Here is a 14633-nt window from a genome sequence, read left to right on the forward strand (position 1 = left end):
GCTCTATCGAATACTTGATGATGTCATTTCATCAAGTCATTATTCCAGTAGCCAGTTCGCTGTTATTTATCTCGATCTCGATGGCTTTAAAGCGGTTAATGATACTTACGGGCACGATGCGGGAGATGAAGTTTTAAAAGAAGTGGCAAACCGACTTACATCTCAAGTTAGAACGGGTGATCTAGTCGCTCGATTGGCAGGTGATGAGTTCGTACTTGTTATTCAGCCAACGAACAAAGAACTAATTACAGTACTAGCGCAACGTTTATTAAGCTTACTCACAGATCCTATTCCTTATCGAAACCGTCAATTGGAAGTAGGGGCAAGCTTAGGTATTCACCTTGTCGAAAGTAGCGACAGAGATCTAGACTCTATTTTAAAAGAAGCCGACGAAGCTATGTACCGCGCAAAGCATTTAGGTAAAGGTCAATATGTGTTTTCTCAAGATAGTTACAACAAAGCGGTGTAAACTATTGTAATATAGATAGAAAGACGATTAATAACGCTAAATCAATTTACAAGGCTTAGTATGAACGTATTAGTAACTGGTGGTATGGGCTACATTGGAAGCCATACATGCATTCAAATGCTTCAAGCAGGCATGACTCCAATCATTTTTGATAACCTTTACAACAGTAAACCAAGCGTATTAGAACGTATCGAAAAAGTATCTTCAAATCGACCAAAGTTTGTCGAGGGAGATATTCGTGACCGTGAACTTCTTGTGAAAACTTTAAAAGAAAATAGTATCGATGCGGTTATTCATTTTGCAGGTTTGAAAGCGGTGGGTGAATCTGTAGAGAAGCCACTAGAGTATTATGATAATAACGTTAATGGAACATTGGTTTTAGTTGACGCTATGCGTGAAGCGAACGTCAAAACACTGGTTTTTAGTTCTTCAGCTACCGTTTATGGTGATCCAGCATCTGTACCAATTACAGAAGACTTTCCAACCAGTGCAACTAACCCATACGGCCGTAGTAAGCTAATGGTTGAAGAGTGCCTTACTGATTTCCAAAAAGCGAATCAAGATTGGAGTATTACTCTACTTCGTTACTTTAACCCAGTAGGCTCCCATCCAACGGGTGAACTAGGCGAAGATCCACAAGGCATTCCGAACAATTTAATGCCATTTGTTTCCCAAGTTGCAGTAGGGCGTCGAGAGTTTTTGTCCGTCTTTGGTAATGATTACCCGACTAAAGATGGTACAGGTGTACGTGATTATATTCATGTTATGGACTTGTCAGATGGGCATGTTGCTGCTTTGCAGAAAGTGGGCAATAAATCAGGCTTACATACCTATAACTTGGGTACTGGCAATGGCTACAGTGTGCTTGATATGGTCGCAGCTTTTGAAAAGGCAAGTGGAAAACCCGTTCCATACAAATTGGTTGCTAGACGTGCTGGCGATATAGCCGAATGTTGGGCTGATCCAGCAAAAGCTCAACAAGAACTAAACTGGAAAGCAGAAAGAAGTTTAGAGCAAATGACGGAAGATACTTGGCGTTGGCAGTCAGCAAACCCAAATGGATTCCCTAGTTAATTCTTGATGAAAATATTAAAAAGGTGCCTTTGGGCGCCTTTTTTGATCTAAATCCAATTAAAAGTAAAGAATCGGTTAAAAACTATCATTAAAGATTAATCATGTTAGACTACGCATGTTTTAAATCATTCAATGTTAATTTTCTTCGAGGTTGTTCATGGAACTTGGTCTCATCATCGCATTTATCGTGGCTTCAGCTGTTATGGTAAAGAAAGAGATGACTAACAAATAAGATTCACTTTCCTTCTTTTTATACATTTTGAAGTGAATACTTAAAAAGCCAGCAATGCTGGCTTTTATTGTATCTAATGTTTGTAAAGTTGAGTTATTTAGAACTCATACTTTGCAGAAATAGAGTAGTTACGTTCAGCTTGTGAATTCGATTTATATAACTCTTCGTCGCCACGTACATCATTCCAACGGTAGTACTCTTTATCACCAACGTTAAAGATACCCGCTCGAATTGTGAAATCTTTTGCCGGCTTAAAGTAGGCTGTTATATCTACGACAGTCGCGCTTGGAAGCTCAACTTGAGATGCATCACCTCCGTTGTCTTCATCTAAGTTCATTTCGCTAAACGATTTATCAGCAGTATAGTTAAACTTGATGCTTGTACCCCAATTATCACTTGGAGCATCAAAATTAAGTGCTAAAACGGCATTCCATGGGTTTACGCTGTTGAGAGCATTACCATTTCCATCTTCACCCTCTGTGTACGATGCAACAAAGTTACTTGATAACCCTTGTGGAGCTCCAACTAAGTTGTCCCATAAAATTTGATTTGAAAACTCTACCCCCTGAATTGTTGCTGAATTAAGGTTTACGTAAGAATAGTGAGATATCCCGGCAGTTTTTTCAGTAATAACTTGCTCGATAAAATCATCGTAGTCACTGTAGTAAACAGCGAACTCAGAAGATGTCGCCGCTGTGTTATGTCGATACCCCATCTCATAAGAAATACTCGTTTCAGACTTCAAATTAGGGTTAGGGTCGTTCACATATCGATGTGCGACATTATCATAAGTGTAATAAAGCTCGTCAAAGGAAGGAGCACGGAATCCCTGGCTAATTTGGCCAAAAATAATGCCAGTTTCATTAATAGAGTAGTTAGCACCGATACGACCTGTTACAGCTGAGTCTGAAAATTTCTTTAAATCTTCACCCGTATTATTACCTGGGTCTGTTGAAAAGTGATCAAATCTAACTCCTGGTGTTAGTGTTAAATCTCCCCCAGCGAGGCTTATCTCATCTTGTAAGAATAACCCAAATTTTTGCTCTTTTGCGTCTGGCGTATAAACGTATAGAACATCGTCTTTACTATCGTTATATTCCATGTTTGTGTTGCTAATATCGCTGTGTGTATATGTAGCACCGTAAAGTAGGTAGTGTTTGCCAATCTCTTTGTCTAATTGAGTTTCTAACTCTATTTTGTCTTCAGAGTATGTGTAGTCCTTACGTTGATTATTTGCGGCAACAGGACCATAACGGCCTACAGACGCCGGATTATAACGGTTTGTTATACCGTTTTCGTCTTTAACCAAATAAGAGACTTTACTGGTTATCGTGTCTGCGACTGTCGAGTCTGCGTACCAGATATGTTTGACGGCAAATCGATTCTGTTCCGTGTCATCTTTACCGGTATAAGTTGGGTAGGTCGCGTGATAAATAGTAGAATCTGATGAGTCTTGAATGAGTTCAGCAAGAAACTCAACTCTATGATTATCATTTAATTGGTACTGAAGCTTAACCAGTAAGTTATCAACTTGAGTATCTTGTGACTCAACGTCATAGTCTTCATACGCATTACTATCGACGAAGTTCTGTGTTTCATTTCCGTCACGTCGTGTGTAAGCGACAAGTGTTTCTAATTCACCAAATCGGTTTGCAACAGCAACATGCTCGCTAAAAGATTTATCCTTTGATGAGTATGTTAGCTTGGCTTGTCCAGCAACATCAGTGCCTTCTCTAAGAAAGTCACTTGGATCTTTTGTTTCAAAAGCAACAACACCACCAATAGCGTCACTCCCATACAAACTAGAAGCGGCACCTTTAACAACTTCTACGCTTTTAAGCATATCAGGGTCTACCGTTATGCCACTAGAGTTAATGAATCCATATGGACCACCAGAGAAAGATCCAGGTTGAGACGAACCATCAACAATAATTTTGACCCGTTTACCTTCCATACCGCGAATGTTTATGCTCTGCTCACCTTGACGAGAGCTAGAGTTCATAGTTACACCTGGTGTATATTCAAAGATATCATTTAAGTTAATCGTTAGGTTTTCTTCGATATCTTGTTCGGATACAACAGCGACAGATGCTGATGTGTTGTCTAGTGTTTGACTAGTACGTGTAGCTGAGACTACGACTTCGTCGAAAGTTGAATGTTCATTTGCAACAGCGGTTCCTGAGAGGGCAATGAAAACAGCGGTTGATAATAGAGACTTCTTATACATTTTATTGAAACCTTTAAATCCGTAGTAGGTGACTTGAGCGGACGTCATACTATTGGATCTAAATGATAATTACTATCAATTTCATTTGCATAAATGAGACTTAACTAAAGTGATAATTTAATATCATCTGTGATAAATTCAATTAAATACAAATAGTTAATAAAATACTGATACTCTGATAGGGTTCAATCTCAATAATGATAATGTGATCAATATCTCATAAATAACTAAGGTGAACAGTTTGCAAAGCCCCATAACTTTAGAAGCTTTACACATTTTGGATGCCATTGATCGAAGGGGCAGTTTTGCTGCTGCAGCGAATGAACTAGATCGTGCGCCTTCGTCATTGAGTTATCAAATCCAAAAACTTGAACAAGATCTAGACATCATGATTTTTGACCGTTCAGGACATAAAGCTAACTTTACCGATGCCGGTAAGTTAATTCTTGAACAAGGTCGAACAATATTAAGTGCCACAGAAAGGCTAGTTTCAGATGCAACAATTTTAGCGAATGGCTGGGAGCTAGACTTAACGATAGCGTTTGACGGTATTATTCCTGTTAATAATTTCTTTCCGTTAATTGACGAGCTCGGAAAAGTCAGTAAAACACGCGTACGGTTGCAAGAAGAAATTCTTGCGGGCTGTTGGGAATCACTCGCAAATGATAGGGCTGATCTATTAATTTGCCCTAAGCCTGAGTCACTGCCTAATGACGTTAAAAGTGACACCATTGGTGCTTTGAGTATGATGTGGGTCGCTGCAACTGAACATTATGTACATAATAGGTCTGGTGAGTTTGATCAAGCAGCAAGAGAAAGTTACAGGGTTATAGCTATCGCTGATACAGCCAGAGAACAGCCTGCGATTACGGTGAACATCCTTGAAAAACAGCCACGACTTACAGTAACTAACTTTCACGCAAAGATTGATGCATTAACAGCTGGATTAGGCATAGGAACACTTCCTACCGTTGTTGCTAAACCACTCATTGAGTCCGGTAAGCTCAAAATGATTGAAGGCACCGAGCAACAAAGTATAGATATCATTCTTGCGTGGCGCCGTAACAAAATTGGTGATGCTAAATCATGGTGCATCCAACATTTGAAGAAACACTGGAAAATGAAATAGCAGAAGATCACACTCTGTCTAATTTAAGTCTCATGTCTGCAGTGCCATCTTCAAAACTAACATCTAGCTCAAATCCAAGCTTTTGAGCTAGTGTTAACATTCCTCGATTAGTTGGCATTGTCATACCTGAGATTTGTTGAGTCTGCTTTTTATTACAGTAATCAATGACTTTTTGCATCAATATACGGCCAAGGCCAGCACCTTTCAAATCTGAACGAATCAATATTGCAAACTCAGCATCGGTATTTTCAGGATTAATAAGTGCACGCGAGACACCAATGATAGCGTCTTCTCCTAATTCTTCACGAACTGCGACAAATGCTATTTCTCTATCAAAATCGATTTGAGTGAAATTCGCCAGAGCTTCATGGTTGAACTCACCAACGTCACTGAAAAAGCGTTTATAGAGATCTTCTTTTGATACATTCTGGATAAAATCAGAATGAAGAGGCTCATCTTCAGGAAGAATAGGGCGTAGTAAAACATCACTCCCATCTTTTATTGTGTGCCACTCTTCTAACTCAACAGGATAAGGTCTGATAGCCAATCGTTCTTGAGCATCACCTCTGTATGTTTTTAAAAGAATATTAGAATCTAGAATTGTAAATTTATCGCCATTTACCAGTAACGGGTGAATATCCAGTTCTTGTATCTGTGGGCAATCAACGATCATTTGAGAGATCCTAACCAACAGCTCTGATAATCCTTGGATATCAATAGGAGACGGAAGCTTTTGTAAACGAATCTTCTCGCTCTTGATTGCGCGAATTATGAGGTAGCGTGCTAACGTCATATTTAATGGGGGCAATGCTGCTGCTGCGTCGATAGACTCATCCCACTCTGAACCTCCTTGCCCTAATAAAATAACGGGGCCGAACGTTGGGTCAGTCGTTACTTTAATTCTGAGCTCTTGACCACCGGCTAGTTTTGCCATTCCTTGAACTAATAACCCATGGATATTCGCGGTTGGATACGAAAGCTTTGATCTATCTAATATCGCTTGGGCTGCACTTGCCACCTCTTGGCTATTGCGCAAGTTAAGCATAACGCCTTGTACGTCTGACTTATGGGCGATATCTGGAGACCGTAATTTTACCGCAACGGGATAACCGATTTTTTCTGCAACATAAACTGCCTCGCTCGGGTCTGATGCGATCCAAGTTGGAAGCACATCTAAATCGAAACTTTTGAATAACTGACGAGTCTGGTGTGTATCTAAAGCACATTCGCTTTGTTCTGAAAGCTGCGTATCAATCCATTCTTTCGCTAATAGAAGCTCTTGCGAGTTGATTTTTTCTGCTGTGGTTGGCGTTTCCATTAGCTGCCGCTGATTTCTTCGATACTCGACTAAATGCATGAATGCAACGACCGAGCTTTCTGGGGTTCGGTATGTAGGAATACCAGATTCAGTAAATAACTTCCTTGCAGGTTTCGCTGACAGTTCACCAGACCAATTGGTCAATATATTGAAACGCTTGTGCCTTGGGTGATTACGAATAGTGTCAATGATTTGTCTGGCAGTTTCTGTTGAATGGGCAATCGCAGAAGGGCTATGCATAATTAAAATGGCGTCAGCTTCATCTCCATCAAGTAAGATCTTCAGCGCATCAAGATAACGCTGAGGTGGTGCGTCACCAACAATGTCGATGGGGTTACTGTGCGACCAACTTTTGGGTAATTGGGCATTCAGTTTTCCGTATGTCTCTTCAGATAATTCAGCAAGTTTTCCGCCGCGTTCAAAAAGCGTATCGACCGCCATTATTGCCGGGCCGCCACCGTTTGTAATGATCGCTAATCGCTCACCGCGAAGTGGAACCGAATGCGTTAACGTTTCAACTGCCGCAAACAATTCATGCATATTTTTAACGCGCAACATACCACTTCGACGTATAGCTGAGTCATAAATAATATCAAGTGTGTCATTACCGCCAATATGCGCAGCTGTAACCGCTCGGCTTTTAGATGTTCTTCCGCTTTTTAAAACAAGAATTCGTTTATTACGGGAGGCTGCTCTTGCTGCGGAAATGAAACGTCTAGCATGACTAATGGTATCAACATAGAGCAAGATCGCCTCGGTATGGGAATCACGACTTAAATAGTCGAGTAATTCAGCAAAGTTAACATCACATCCATTTCCTATTGATATATAGGCTGAGAATCCGATGTTTTTTTCATTTGCCCAGTCTAATACTGTGGTGCAAACGGCTGCCGACTGTGACAAAAATGCTATTTTGCCTTTTAACGCACTCACTGGCGAGAAAGAAGCGTTAACGCCAACCCAAGGTAAAATCACCCCAAGACTGTTTGGCCCAAGAATTCGGATGTTGTTCGCCTTTGCGATGCGTTTGCACTCGTCAAGAATTGTAGTAGATTCGTCGAATGCTTCATCCATATCAGAAGATAAGATGATAATTGAGGAAATACCTTTATCAGCAGCTTGCTTAAATATTTCAATATTACGACTCGCATGAGTACACAATATTGCTAAATCAGGCGCAATGGGTAATGACGTTATAGATGGATACGCTAAGACACCACAAACGGATTTGTACTTAATCGTCACAGGCATGATTGCGCCATTGAAACCACCTTGAAGTAGGTTATTCATGACAATATGACCAGCACGATGACCCTGTTGAGAGGCGCCAATTACCGCTATCGAAGTCGGTTTAAACAACGAATCCAAATTATTCATATCATTACCTTTCAATACACTAGCTTTCATCCTATCGCACAAACTAAGCTCTAACTGTAGAAGAATTCATCTATTTGGTTTCTTTTGCCTATGCGGAGCTAAGTTTGTGAAATGAATCACTCACTAATGGTATATAATAGAAAAGTTAGCTTGATTCTAAGCGCTTGTATCGGCATGATTTATAGTAATTTATTTTAAAGGACGTCTGAGCATTTCATGAAAAAATTAGCAATCGCGACTCTGCCACTGCTCTTGGCTGCGTGTGTATCTGAGACTTACATTACGGATGTAACATCTGAAAGCTACCAGGAAGAATATAAAACGGCGGCTATCGAAGCTCCTGTTATGTCTCAAACGGAAAGCATGGTTACTGAAGAAACAGTCGCAACGAATGTTGTTAAGCTTTCTCCAGTCGAAGAAAAGAAAGTAGTGAAACTAAGCCCGCAAACAACGGCTAAAGTGGTACCGCCGACGAAGAAACAAATGGATATGAACCAGCGCTTCGGATATACCGTTCAAGTTGTTGCGGTTGGTAGCCAAGCGAAAGTCGATACGTTTGTGAACAAACTTCCTCGTACAAGCCAACCGGTTTGGGAAAACTATAAAGTAGTAAACGGAACTAAGTGGTTTACAGTCTTGTATGGTGATTACGCCACACGCCTTGAAGCAAAGAAAGCGATCTCAACGTTATCTAATGAATTTCAAGGTCTAAAACCATTCGTTAAAAGTATTGATGACATCAAAAATTCAGACTTCCCAACGCTGAATAAACTTAACTAAATATAGACTTATTAAGAAGGGGACTTAGGTCCCTTTCTTTTTGCCCAATACTTAATCGTTCGAACATATATCCTCTCTTTTTGTAATCAAAACACTGTACCTCCGCGATGAATTGTTTATGATAAAACTCATTGCTTATTAAGTCTCAAGGACAGATCTTACCCATGAATAAAACTCACATTCTTTTACTTTGCGGTGGTGACTCATCAGAACATGAAGTTTCTCTTGTTTCCTCTGGCTACCTATACGAACAGCTAAACACTGTCGAAGACTTTGAAGTAATTCGTGTTGAGATCAAACATGGGAAGTGGCTCTTAGATTCAGGCGAGTCGGTATACTTGGATATCCAGGAACAAGCACTTCGTGGTAGCTGTGAAACGTGGAACATTGACTTCATTGTACCTTGTATTCACGGGTTCCCGGGCGAAACTGGAGATATTCAGTCCTTATTCGAACTTGCWAAAGTCCCATACTTAGGCTGTGGTTCTGAAGCGAGCAATAACAGCTTTAACAAAATAACATCGAAGTTATGGTATGACGCGATAGGGATCCCGAACACACCATACTTATTCATTTCAGATAATAATGAAGCAACACATACCGCCGTTCGTGAAGCATTTGAAAAGTGGGGGACTGTTTTCGTAAAAGCAGCACGCCAAGGATCATCGGTAGGGTGCTACAAAGTTTCTGATGTTAATGAGTTAAGCAAAGCTGTAAATGACGCATTTGGGTATTCGGATCAGGTTTTAGTTGAACAAGCAGTGACCCCTCGTGAACTTGAGGTATCGGCTTATGAGTTTGATGGTGAGTTACACGTCAGCAAACCAGGAGAAGTTATCGCTCCGAATGGCGCATTTTACACTTACGATGAGAAATACAGTGCCGATAGTCACTCTGTCACAGAGGTTGAAGCAAACAACCTGACTGATGAACAACTTTCTGCAATTGAAGTAAGCTCAAGAAAAGTATTCACGCAAATGAAGCTACGCCATTTATCAAGAATTGATTTCTTCTTAACTGAAAACGGTGAAATTTATTTAAATGAGGTCAATACATTCCCAGGAATGACTCCAATTTCAATGTTCCCGAAAATGGTTGAACATAATGGTCATAAATTCGCTGATTTCTTAGAAAACTGTGTAAGAACTTCGATTAGTAAGGCTTGAACTGACTAGTCCCAACCTTTAATAGCCTTAAACTTACTCATTTCAATAGCCGCATTGCCTTTACGACCAATATATTGTGAAGGCATTGCAGGGCTAAGCCAACGACCCAAATCTTGTATCTCGTTAACTTTCATCCCTTGTTTAGAAAGCTCCTTTGCAGCCCCAACCCTTAAAGATTGGCCTGAAAACTTATACTGTTCAGCTAAGCCAAGTAAAGATGATGCGTTTCGTAGAATTCTGTAAATAGATGAATCATTAAGAGTCTGATTACTTATGTTTCCATGACGATCAATCGAGCGAAATACTGGGCCAGCTGTAGCCTCTGAGTGTTTTAGCCAAGCACTTAGGAATTCGCTAGTGTGTGTGGACAGTGCATAGGAATTGTCACCAATTAATATATTGAGATTTCCACTTTCAAGTACGATGACGGATTCGAACTTCAACTCCCTTAACTCTGAACGTTTTAATACACACTCAAACATCACATTATAAATAGCGCGATCGCGAATATCCCTAATATTGTCAGAGCGTGATAGCTGAAAGTTAAGGTCATTTAAGTGACTGAGAGTAAATGCACTCGTTTGTTTAGCGTCACCATGTTTTTGTATTCTTAATTCAGCTAAGGTCAATTGTACCTGCCGATGATTAACAGGGTTTGCATAACCTAGTACAGTATGGATAAAACCAAAAGTTGCAGTGTAACGTTTTAAGGATGCAAATTTCCGTTTAGATGATTCAATCTGTAGGAAGCGTCTGATCGCGGTGACAGAAGCGGGTAGTGGGTTTATGTGGTGAGACTGGCAGAACTCTAAATAATTTTTCCAATCTGAGTACATTGCAAGCAATGAGTTATGAGAGTAGTGATTTTGAGCAAGCGATTGAATGTATTCTAACTCACTAGAACGACAAAGGTTTCTTGTTAGCTCTTTAACTTGCTTCTGATCTGTGAAGATAGCGACATTTTTTTTCATTCTAATGCAACATAACTGAATTTATTGCAATTTTATACTTGATATCATTCGAAGTACAATTATCATTAATATAATTAAAACAAAAAGATGAATCAGATATATGGCTAATTCAATTTACCGAGGCGTGCCGTTGCAATCTACAGATGCTACGAACAAGATTTGGCAAGCCAGGTTAAAAAAGCGTGTTATCCAAGGTAATTTGACTGCTATTAAAAAGAGCATCGATTGGTGGCTAGACACTGCATCAATAATAGACCCAAAAGAGTTTACTTCTCTTAATAAAGAGCGTTCAGTTGCTGGTCAGAAAGAAGATTTCAATGGTTACCGAATTAGTAACGATACAGGTGAGCCTAACGCATGGTATTGTATGTTCAATGGTCGCCTAATCAAAGGTTCTAAATTGGCCATTCAAAAGCATATCGAAGCGTATCTGGTCGCGAAACAGCAAGCACAACAACAGAAGAAGTAAAGTTAAATGAGTTTAGTATATTCGACAGAAACCGGCAGAATTAAACCCGAAGAAGAGAAAGTACAACGCCCTAAAGGCGATGGTATTGTTAGAATTCAACGCGAGACCAAAGGGCGTAAAGGAAAAGGTGTTTCTGTTGTTAGTGGCTTAGACTTGGATGATGCTCCATTAAAGTTACTGGCTGCAGAGCTTAAGAAAGTTTGTGGCTGCGGTGGTTCAGTAAAAGATGGAAACATTGAAATTCAAGGTGATGCTCGCGATAAGATCAAAGCGCACTTAGAAAAGAAAGGCTTCAAAGTTAAGTTCGCTGGCGGTTAAGCTAATATACGCAGTTTAAAATCGAAGATTATCAAACTGTATATTAGGTATTTTATGGTAAATTTGATTATCGTTAAATACAGTCTTATCAGCAGACGATCACTAAATAGGCAAGAGTAGAGCTCTTGCCATATTAACCCAAACCTTATTTAACATAAGATAGATAATACGCACTGAGCTAGTGGTTCTTTAGGCTGCATTGACCACAGTACCAAACCGCCACAAGCCATTGATATCCCGTGTAAACCTTGTCCGTTAAACTTCTTTGCCATGCTTTCCCATATTTGTTTTATGCGTGGATTATCATTGCGATCTGCGTGACACCCAAGCAATGCAATTTCTATATCAATCTTTGCATTTTCCGCTAAAAATATTGCCTGTGAATCAGTTAGATAGCGACGGCCTTTGCGAAAATCACTGATTCGTTGCTGTGGTATGTTCATATCCATAGCTATTTGCTTGTCTTGTATGTAGTTATGAGCCTGTTTATACGCTTCTAACAACTGATTTTGATACATGGCAAGTCCTCCTTTTTTCTAATCATAGCGTAATAGTAACCAATTTTGGTTATTCGTCGAACCTGCTTAGATTCACTCTCTGAGGTCTGTTCAAGGTTCACTTTTGATTATTGCGGTTTGCTTTGTCTTCTGTTGTTGCTCACTGCTTTGAAGTTCAATGATTAACAAGTTAGGTGTTGTTATGTTTGAAATTGAATCTATCGAATACGGCTCTGTGTTGAAATCTGACTACGTTTGCTTCTACAACTACCCAGATTTCACGCACGTTGCTTTGTCTGCTCATCACACACCACTCGAAATTTGCATTGAGTTCCTAATTAGTGATCTTCAGTTTGGTCAACGCACGATTGGCGACGAACGTTTTCATACTGTCAGCTATTCCAATCCTCGTCCTAACTCTAGCGATGGATTCACTTTCACTTTTGATGACGACCAAGAGCTTGAACAGTTTTGTGCGTTCTACGGTTTGGAGCGTTAATCATGGATAACTTATCCGCTCTGGTCATTATTGTTCATGYCAAATCAGGCGATCGGTTCTTTTGTGGTTTTGGTAAGAATCGGCGTGTTAATACAGCTTGGCATATTGCAGGTGCTGAGTTGTTTATGTCTGAAGAGTTTTCAAATGATGTTTGCGACGTTTGTGACGCCCTGACATCTTTAGGGAAAACTCATTCTGTTCATGTTGTTAAAGGTTTATTTGAACAATCTTTAGACATGGTTGTTGGTGATTAGTCATGGATTCTATTTACTTCGACTATGAACCGAGTCATGGGATCAACGCGTATTTTCCCTGGGGTCATAATTTCTTCAAGACACAGCGTGAGTTCTTTCAGTTCCTGGACGTTCATTACGGCATGGTGTCATTTCAGGTTATTGAGATCACCGATGAGAACTATCAAGAGTTAATGCTCAAAGGGGTTTTCCATGCTATCTAAAAAGCCCCACAAGTATCACGATGAAATCCGTCCGGTTGAAGTCGATCACTTAGCGTTTTCGTTTCCATACAGTTCACTGAGACATTTGGATAAATCGAATGACCAGGACTTCATTAACTTGCAGTTTCCCGAGTTCAAACAAGCTCGCGTAAACACACCCATTGCGATTGAAAAAGCTATCGAGTCTCACCGTAATAAATGCCGCAAGATTTTGGCGCATCGTTTTGATGATTTCATATTCAAAGTGTTTGGTTTCCGTTTGTCTCGTATGCGTGCCCGTGGCTTACATGGCTACGAAGATTCAATGACGATTTTTGATTCTACGGGAACCGTTGAATGTGGATTAGTGGGTCTCGGTGGTAATAATGACACCGTGTTTGTTCAGATCAATGGAACCGGCTGCAAAAAGCTATTTGAACATATTACTCACGAAAAACTGCATTGGTGGCTGGCCTCTGTATTGGGTATCACTCGCCTCGCCCGCTTGGATTTATGCGTGGATGACTACACGGGGATCTTTGATTGTCAGTATGCCGAGAAGTGCTTTTATGAAGGAGCATTTCGAACTGCGAGTCGCGGTCGTGGCCCAACAATGGTCCCTCATAAACGTATATCTCAAACTGGCGAGCTATCTGAGGAAGCGACACTTGTTGGCTCTCGAACTTCGTCTGTTTACTGGCGTATCTATAACAAGAAATTCGAGCAAAAAATCACTGACCCTGAGGTGGTTTGGTATCGAAACGAAGTGGAACTAAAGAAGTGTGACATTGACTTACTCGCCTCGCCTGCTTCGGCCTTTGCTGGTCTGTGTGACTTTTCGGCCAGTATCGACCCGGCTGAACCGATGAAGATCCAACTGAACAAAAAGAAAGCCGGTCTTGAGTTCTTCGCTCGTATTGCCTGGGTTCGTCGTCAATGTGGAAAAGCCTTGGCTGAGGTTGTATCGATGACTGACGGCGATATCGGTGAGGCCTTTGGTTTGCTTATTCCGACTAAACATAGACGCGCAAACTTTAACACGTCATTGGGCATTCCCGATGAATACACCAAACAGAAACTAGCACTATTGGAGTCAAGAATATGTCTACAACAATAACGGGAATTTCTATCAAACGTTTCCCTAAGTCGGGAATGGAATTCGCTGAGTTATCAGTATTGCGAGCTGTTGAAAATGTCGATGCTGAAAAGTTTCAGCAAAGCGGTATTGGCTTCACAACGGACATTCCTTACAACAAGCAGCCATTAAAAATCAGTATTGATTATGCTCGTCAGCTCATCCAATCAGGTGCATTTGTGCCTAACCGTGAGTATGACTTGAACTTTGGAGCCAGTAACGATGATCCATTGGACATACTGGTCATCAAATTAATTCCAGTCGATGAAGAAATCAAAAAGCACTTTCAATCGTCTTTACCTAAGGCGTAATTGAATGCCATTGGTCACTGGATATTGCGCAAAAGTCATTTCCATTCAAAACGGCGATGCGGTGTTAACGTCTAGTTTTACCAATGAAAACAAAGTGATAGATGGAAAGTCTAATTGTGATTGGTCGGTATTAGTTACAGGGTCTCTTTTTGAGACTCAAAAACAGTTCGATGCCATGAGCACTCAGTCTCCTGTCGGCAGTGACTATGAATTAACGATAAACCC

General features: G+C 40.4%; 17 protein-coding genes. 13 read left to right on the top strand and 4 right to left on the bottom strand.

Annotation, left to right across the window (positions count from 1 at the left end; translation table 11 throughout):
* On the top strand, positions 1 to 469 hold a 469-nt coding region (locus L4C33_RS12960; RefSeq protein ID WP_428812845.1), incomplete at its 5' end, for a GGDEF domain-containing protein.
* Between the two features lie 60 nt (positions 470 to 529).
* On the top strand, positions 530 to 1543 hold the full coding sequence (gene galE / locus L4C33_RS12965; protein ID WP_428812846.1) for a UDP-glucose 4-epimerase GalE: 1014 nt from the start codon (positions 530 to 532) through the stop codon (positions 1541 to 1543).
* Positions 1544 to 1872: 329 nt separating this feature from the next.
* On the opposite strand, the gene L4C33_RS12970 is transcribed toward galE, so the two are convergent.
* On the bottom strand, positions 1873 to 4002 hold the full coding sequence (locus L4C33_RS12970) for a TonB-dependent hemoglobin/transferrin/lactoferrin family receptor (protein WP_428812847.1): 2130 nt from the start codon (positions 4000 to 4002) through the stop codon (positions 1873 to 1875).
* A gap of 241 nt (positions 4003 to 4243) precedes the next feature.
* Here L4C33_RS12970 and L4C33_RS12975 point away from each other — a divergent pair, with 241 nt between their 5' ends.
* On the top strand, positions 4244 to 5131 hold the full coding sequence (locus L4C33_RS12975; RefSeq protein WP_428812848.1) for a LysR substrate-binding domain-containing protein: 888 nt from the start codon (positions 4244 to 4246) through the stop codon (positions 5129 to 5131).
* Positions 5132 to 5138: 7 nt separating this feature from the next.
* On the opposite strand, the gene L4C33_RS12980 is transcribed toward L4C33_RS12975, so the two are convergent.
* Complete coding sequence (locus tag L4C33_RS12980; RefSeq protein WP_428812849.1) at positions 5139 to 7826, bottom strand: bifunctional acetate--CoA ligase family protein/GNAT family N-acetyltransferase; 2688 nt, start codon at positions 7824 to 7826, stop codon at positions 5139 to 5141.
* A 216-nt stretch (positions 7827 to 8042) separates the two neighbouring features.
* Between L4C33_RS12980 and L4C33_RS12985 the strand changes: the two genes are divergently transcribed.
* Both L4C33_RS12985 and L4C33_RS12990 read left to right on the top strand, forming a co-directional pair.
* The gene (locus L4C33_RS12985; RefSeq protein ID WP_428812850.1) at positions 8043 to 8606 is read left to right on the top strand and encodes an SPOR domain-containing protein; all 564 of its coding nucleotides are present in this window, start codon (positions 8043 to 8045) and stop codon (positions 8604 to 8606) included.
* A 164-nt stretch (positions 8607 to 8770) separates the two neighbouring features.
* Positions 8771 to 9772, top strand: a complete 1002-nt coding sequence (locus tag L4C33_RS12990) for a D-alanine--D-alanine ligase (protein WP_428812851.1) — start codon at positions 8771 to 8773, stop codon at positions 9770 to 9772.
* A 5-nt stretch (positions 9773 to 9777) separates the two neighbouring features.
* Here L4C33_RS12990 and L4C33_RS12995 read toward each other — a convergent pair whose 3' ends face one another.
* Positions 9778 to 10743 (bottom strand): tyrosine-type recombinase/integrase, encoded by a 966-nt coding sequence (locus L4C33_RS12995; protein WP_428812852.1) that lies wholly within the window; start codon positions 10741 to 10743, stop codon positions 9778 to 9780.
* A 100-nt stretch (positions 10744 to 10843) separates the two neighbouring features.
* Between L4C33_RS12995 and L4C33_RS13000 the strand changes: the two genes are divergently transcribed.
* Positions 10844 to 11212 (top strand): DUF3319 domain-containing protein, encoded by a 369-nt coding sequence (locus L4C33_RS13000; protein WP_428812853.1) that lies wholly within the window; start codon positions 10844 to 10846, stop codon positions 11210 to 11212.
* A 6-nt stretch (positions 11213 to 11218) separates the two neighbouring features.
* Positions 11219 to 11530 (top strand): stress response translation initiation inhibitor YciH, encoded by a 312-nt coding sequence (yciH, locus tag L4C33_RS13005; RefSeq protein ID WP_428812854.1) that lies wholly within the window; start codon positions 11219 to 11221, stop codon positions 11528 to 11530.
* Between the two features lie 149 nt (positions 11531 to 11679).
* Here the strand turns inward: yciH and L4C33_RS13010 are convergent, their stop codons facing one another.
* The gene (locus tag L4C33_RS13010) at positions 11680 to 12048 is read right to left on the bottom strand and encodes a DUF3693 domain-containing protein (RefSeq protein WP_428812855.1); all 369 of its coding nucleotides are present in this window, start codon (positions 12046 to 12048) and stop codon (positions 11680 to 11682) included.
* Between the two features lie 181 nt (positions 12049 to 12229).
* Here L4C33_RS13010 and L4C33_RS13015 point away from each other — a divergent pair, with 181 nt between their 5' ends.
* The 6 genes from L4C33_RS13015 to L4C33_RS13040 form a co-directional block, all read left to right on the top strand.
* Positions 12230 to 12526 (top strand): hypothetical protein, encoded by a 297-nt coding sequence (locus L4C33_RS13015; protein ID WP_428812856.1) that lies wholly within the window; start codon positions 12230 to 12232, stop codon positions 12524 to 12526.
* 2 nt (positions 12527 to 12528) lie between these two features.
* Positions 12529 to 12780, top strand: a complete 252-nt coding sequence (locus L4C33_RS13020) for a hypothetical protein (protein WP_428812857.1) — start codon at positions 12529 to 12531, stop codon at positions 12778 to 12780.
* Positions 12781 to 12782: 2 nt separating this feature from the next.
* On the top strand, positions 12783 to 12983 hold the full coding sequence (locus L4C33_RS13025) for a hypothetical protein (protein ID WP_428812858.1): 201 nt from the start codon (positions 12783 to 12785) through the stop codon (positions 12981 to 12983).
* The gene (locus tag L4C33_RS13030; protein WP_428812859.1) at positions 12973 to 14079 is read left to right on the top strand and encodes a replication initiation factor domain-containing protein; all 1107 of its coding nucleotides are present in this window, start codon (positions 12973 to 12975) and stop codon (positions 14077 to 14079) included. Before L4C33_RS13025 ends, L4C33_RS13030 begins: the two co-directional genes overlap by 11 nt.
* Entirely contained in the window at positions 14064 to 14408 is a 345-nt protein-coding gene (locus L4C33_RS13035; protein WP_428812860.1) for a DUF1293 family protein, read from the top strand. Before L4C33_RS13030 ends, L4C33_RS13035 begins: the two co-directional genes overlap by 16 nt.
* 4 nt (positions 14409 to 14412) lie before the next feature.
* On the top strand, positions 14413 to 14633 hold a 221-nt coding region (locus L4C33_RS13040), incomplete at its 3' end, for a hypothetical protein (RefSeq protein ID WP_428812861.1).

The organism is Vibrio makurazakiensis (genome assembly GCF_050337375.1).
GTDB lineage: Bacteria > Pseudomonadota > Gammaproteobacteria > Enterobacterales > Vibrionaceae > Vibrio > Vibrio makurazakiensis.

Excerpts from the sequence above, each read along its gene's own strand:
- galE (WP_428812846.1), top strand. The coding sequence starts at position 530 with ATGAACGTATTAGTAACTGGTGGTATGGGCTACATTGGAAGCCATACA.
- L4C33_RS12970 (WP_428812847.1), bottom strand. The coding sequence starts at position 4,002 with ATGTATAAGAAGTCTCTATTATCAACCGCTGTTTTCATTGCCCTCTCA.
- L4C33_RS12980 (WP_428812849.1), bottom strand. The coding sequence starts at position 7,826 with ATGAATAATTTGGATTCGTTGTTTAAACCGACTTCGATAGCGGTAATT.
- L4C33_RS12985 (WP_428812850.1), top strand. The coding sequence starts at position 8,043 with ATGAAAAAATTAGCAATCGCGACTCTGCCACTGCTCTTGGCTGCGTGT.
- L4C33_RS12995 (WP_428812852.1), bottom strand. The coding sequence starts at position 10,743 with ATGAAAAAAAATGTCGCTATCTTCACAGATCAGAAGCAAGTTAAAGAG.
- L4C33_RS13000 (WP_428812853.1), top strand. The coding sequence starts at position 10,844 with ATGGCTAATTCAATTTACCGAGGCGTGCCGTTGCAATCTACAGATGCT.
- yciH (WP_428812854.1), top strand. The coding sequence starts at position 11,219 with ATGAGTTTAGTATATTCGACAGAAACCGGCAGAATTAAACCCGAAGAA.
- L4C33_RS13010 (WP_428812855.1), bottom strand. The coding sequence starts at position 12,048 with ATGTATCAAAATCAGTTGTTAGAAGCGTATAAACAGGCTCATAACTAC.
- L4C33_RS13015 (WP_428812856.1), top strand. The coding sequence starts at position 12,230 with ATGTTTGAAATTGAATCTATCGAATACGGCTCTGTGTTGAAATCTGAC.
- L4C33_RS13025 (WP_428812858.1), top strand. The coding sequence starts at position 12,783 with ATGGATTCTATTTACTTCGACTATGAACCGAGTCATGGGATCAACGCG.
- L4C33_RS13030 (WP_428812859.1), top strand. The coding sequence starts at position 12,973 with ATGCTATCTAAAAAGCCCCACAAGTATCACGATGAAATCCGTCCGGTT.
- L4C33_RS13035 (WP_428812860.1), top strand. The coding sequence starts at position 14,064 with ATGTCTACAACAATAACGGGAATTTCTATCAAACGTTTCCCTAAGTCG.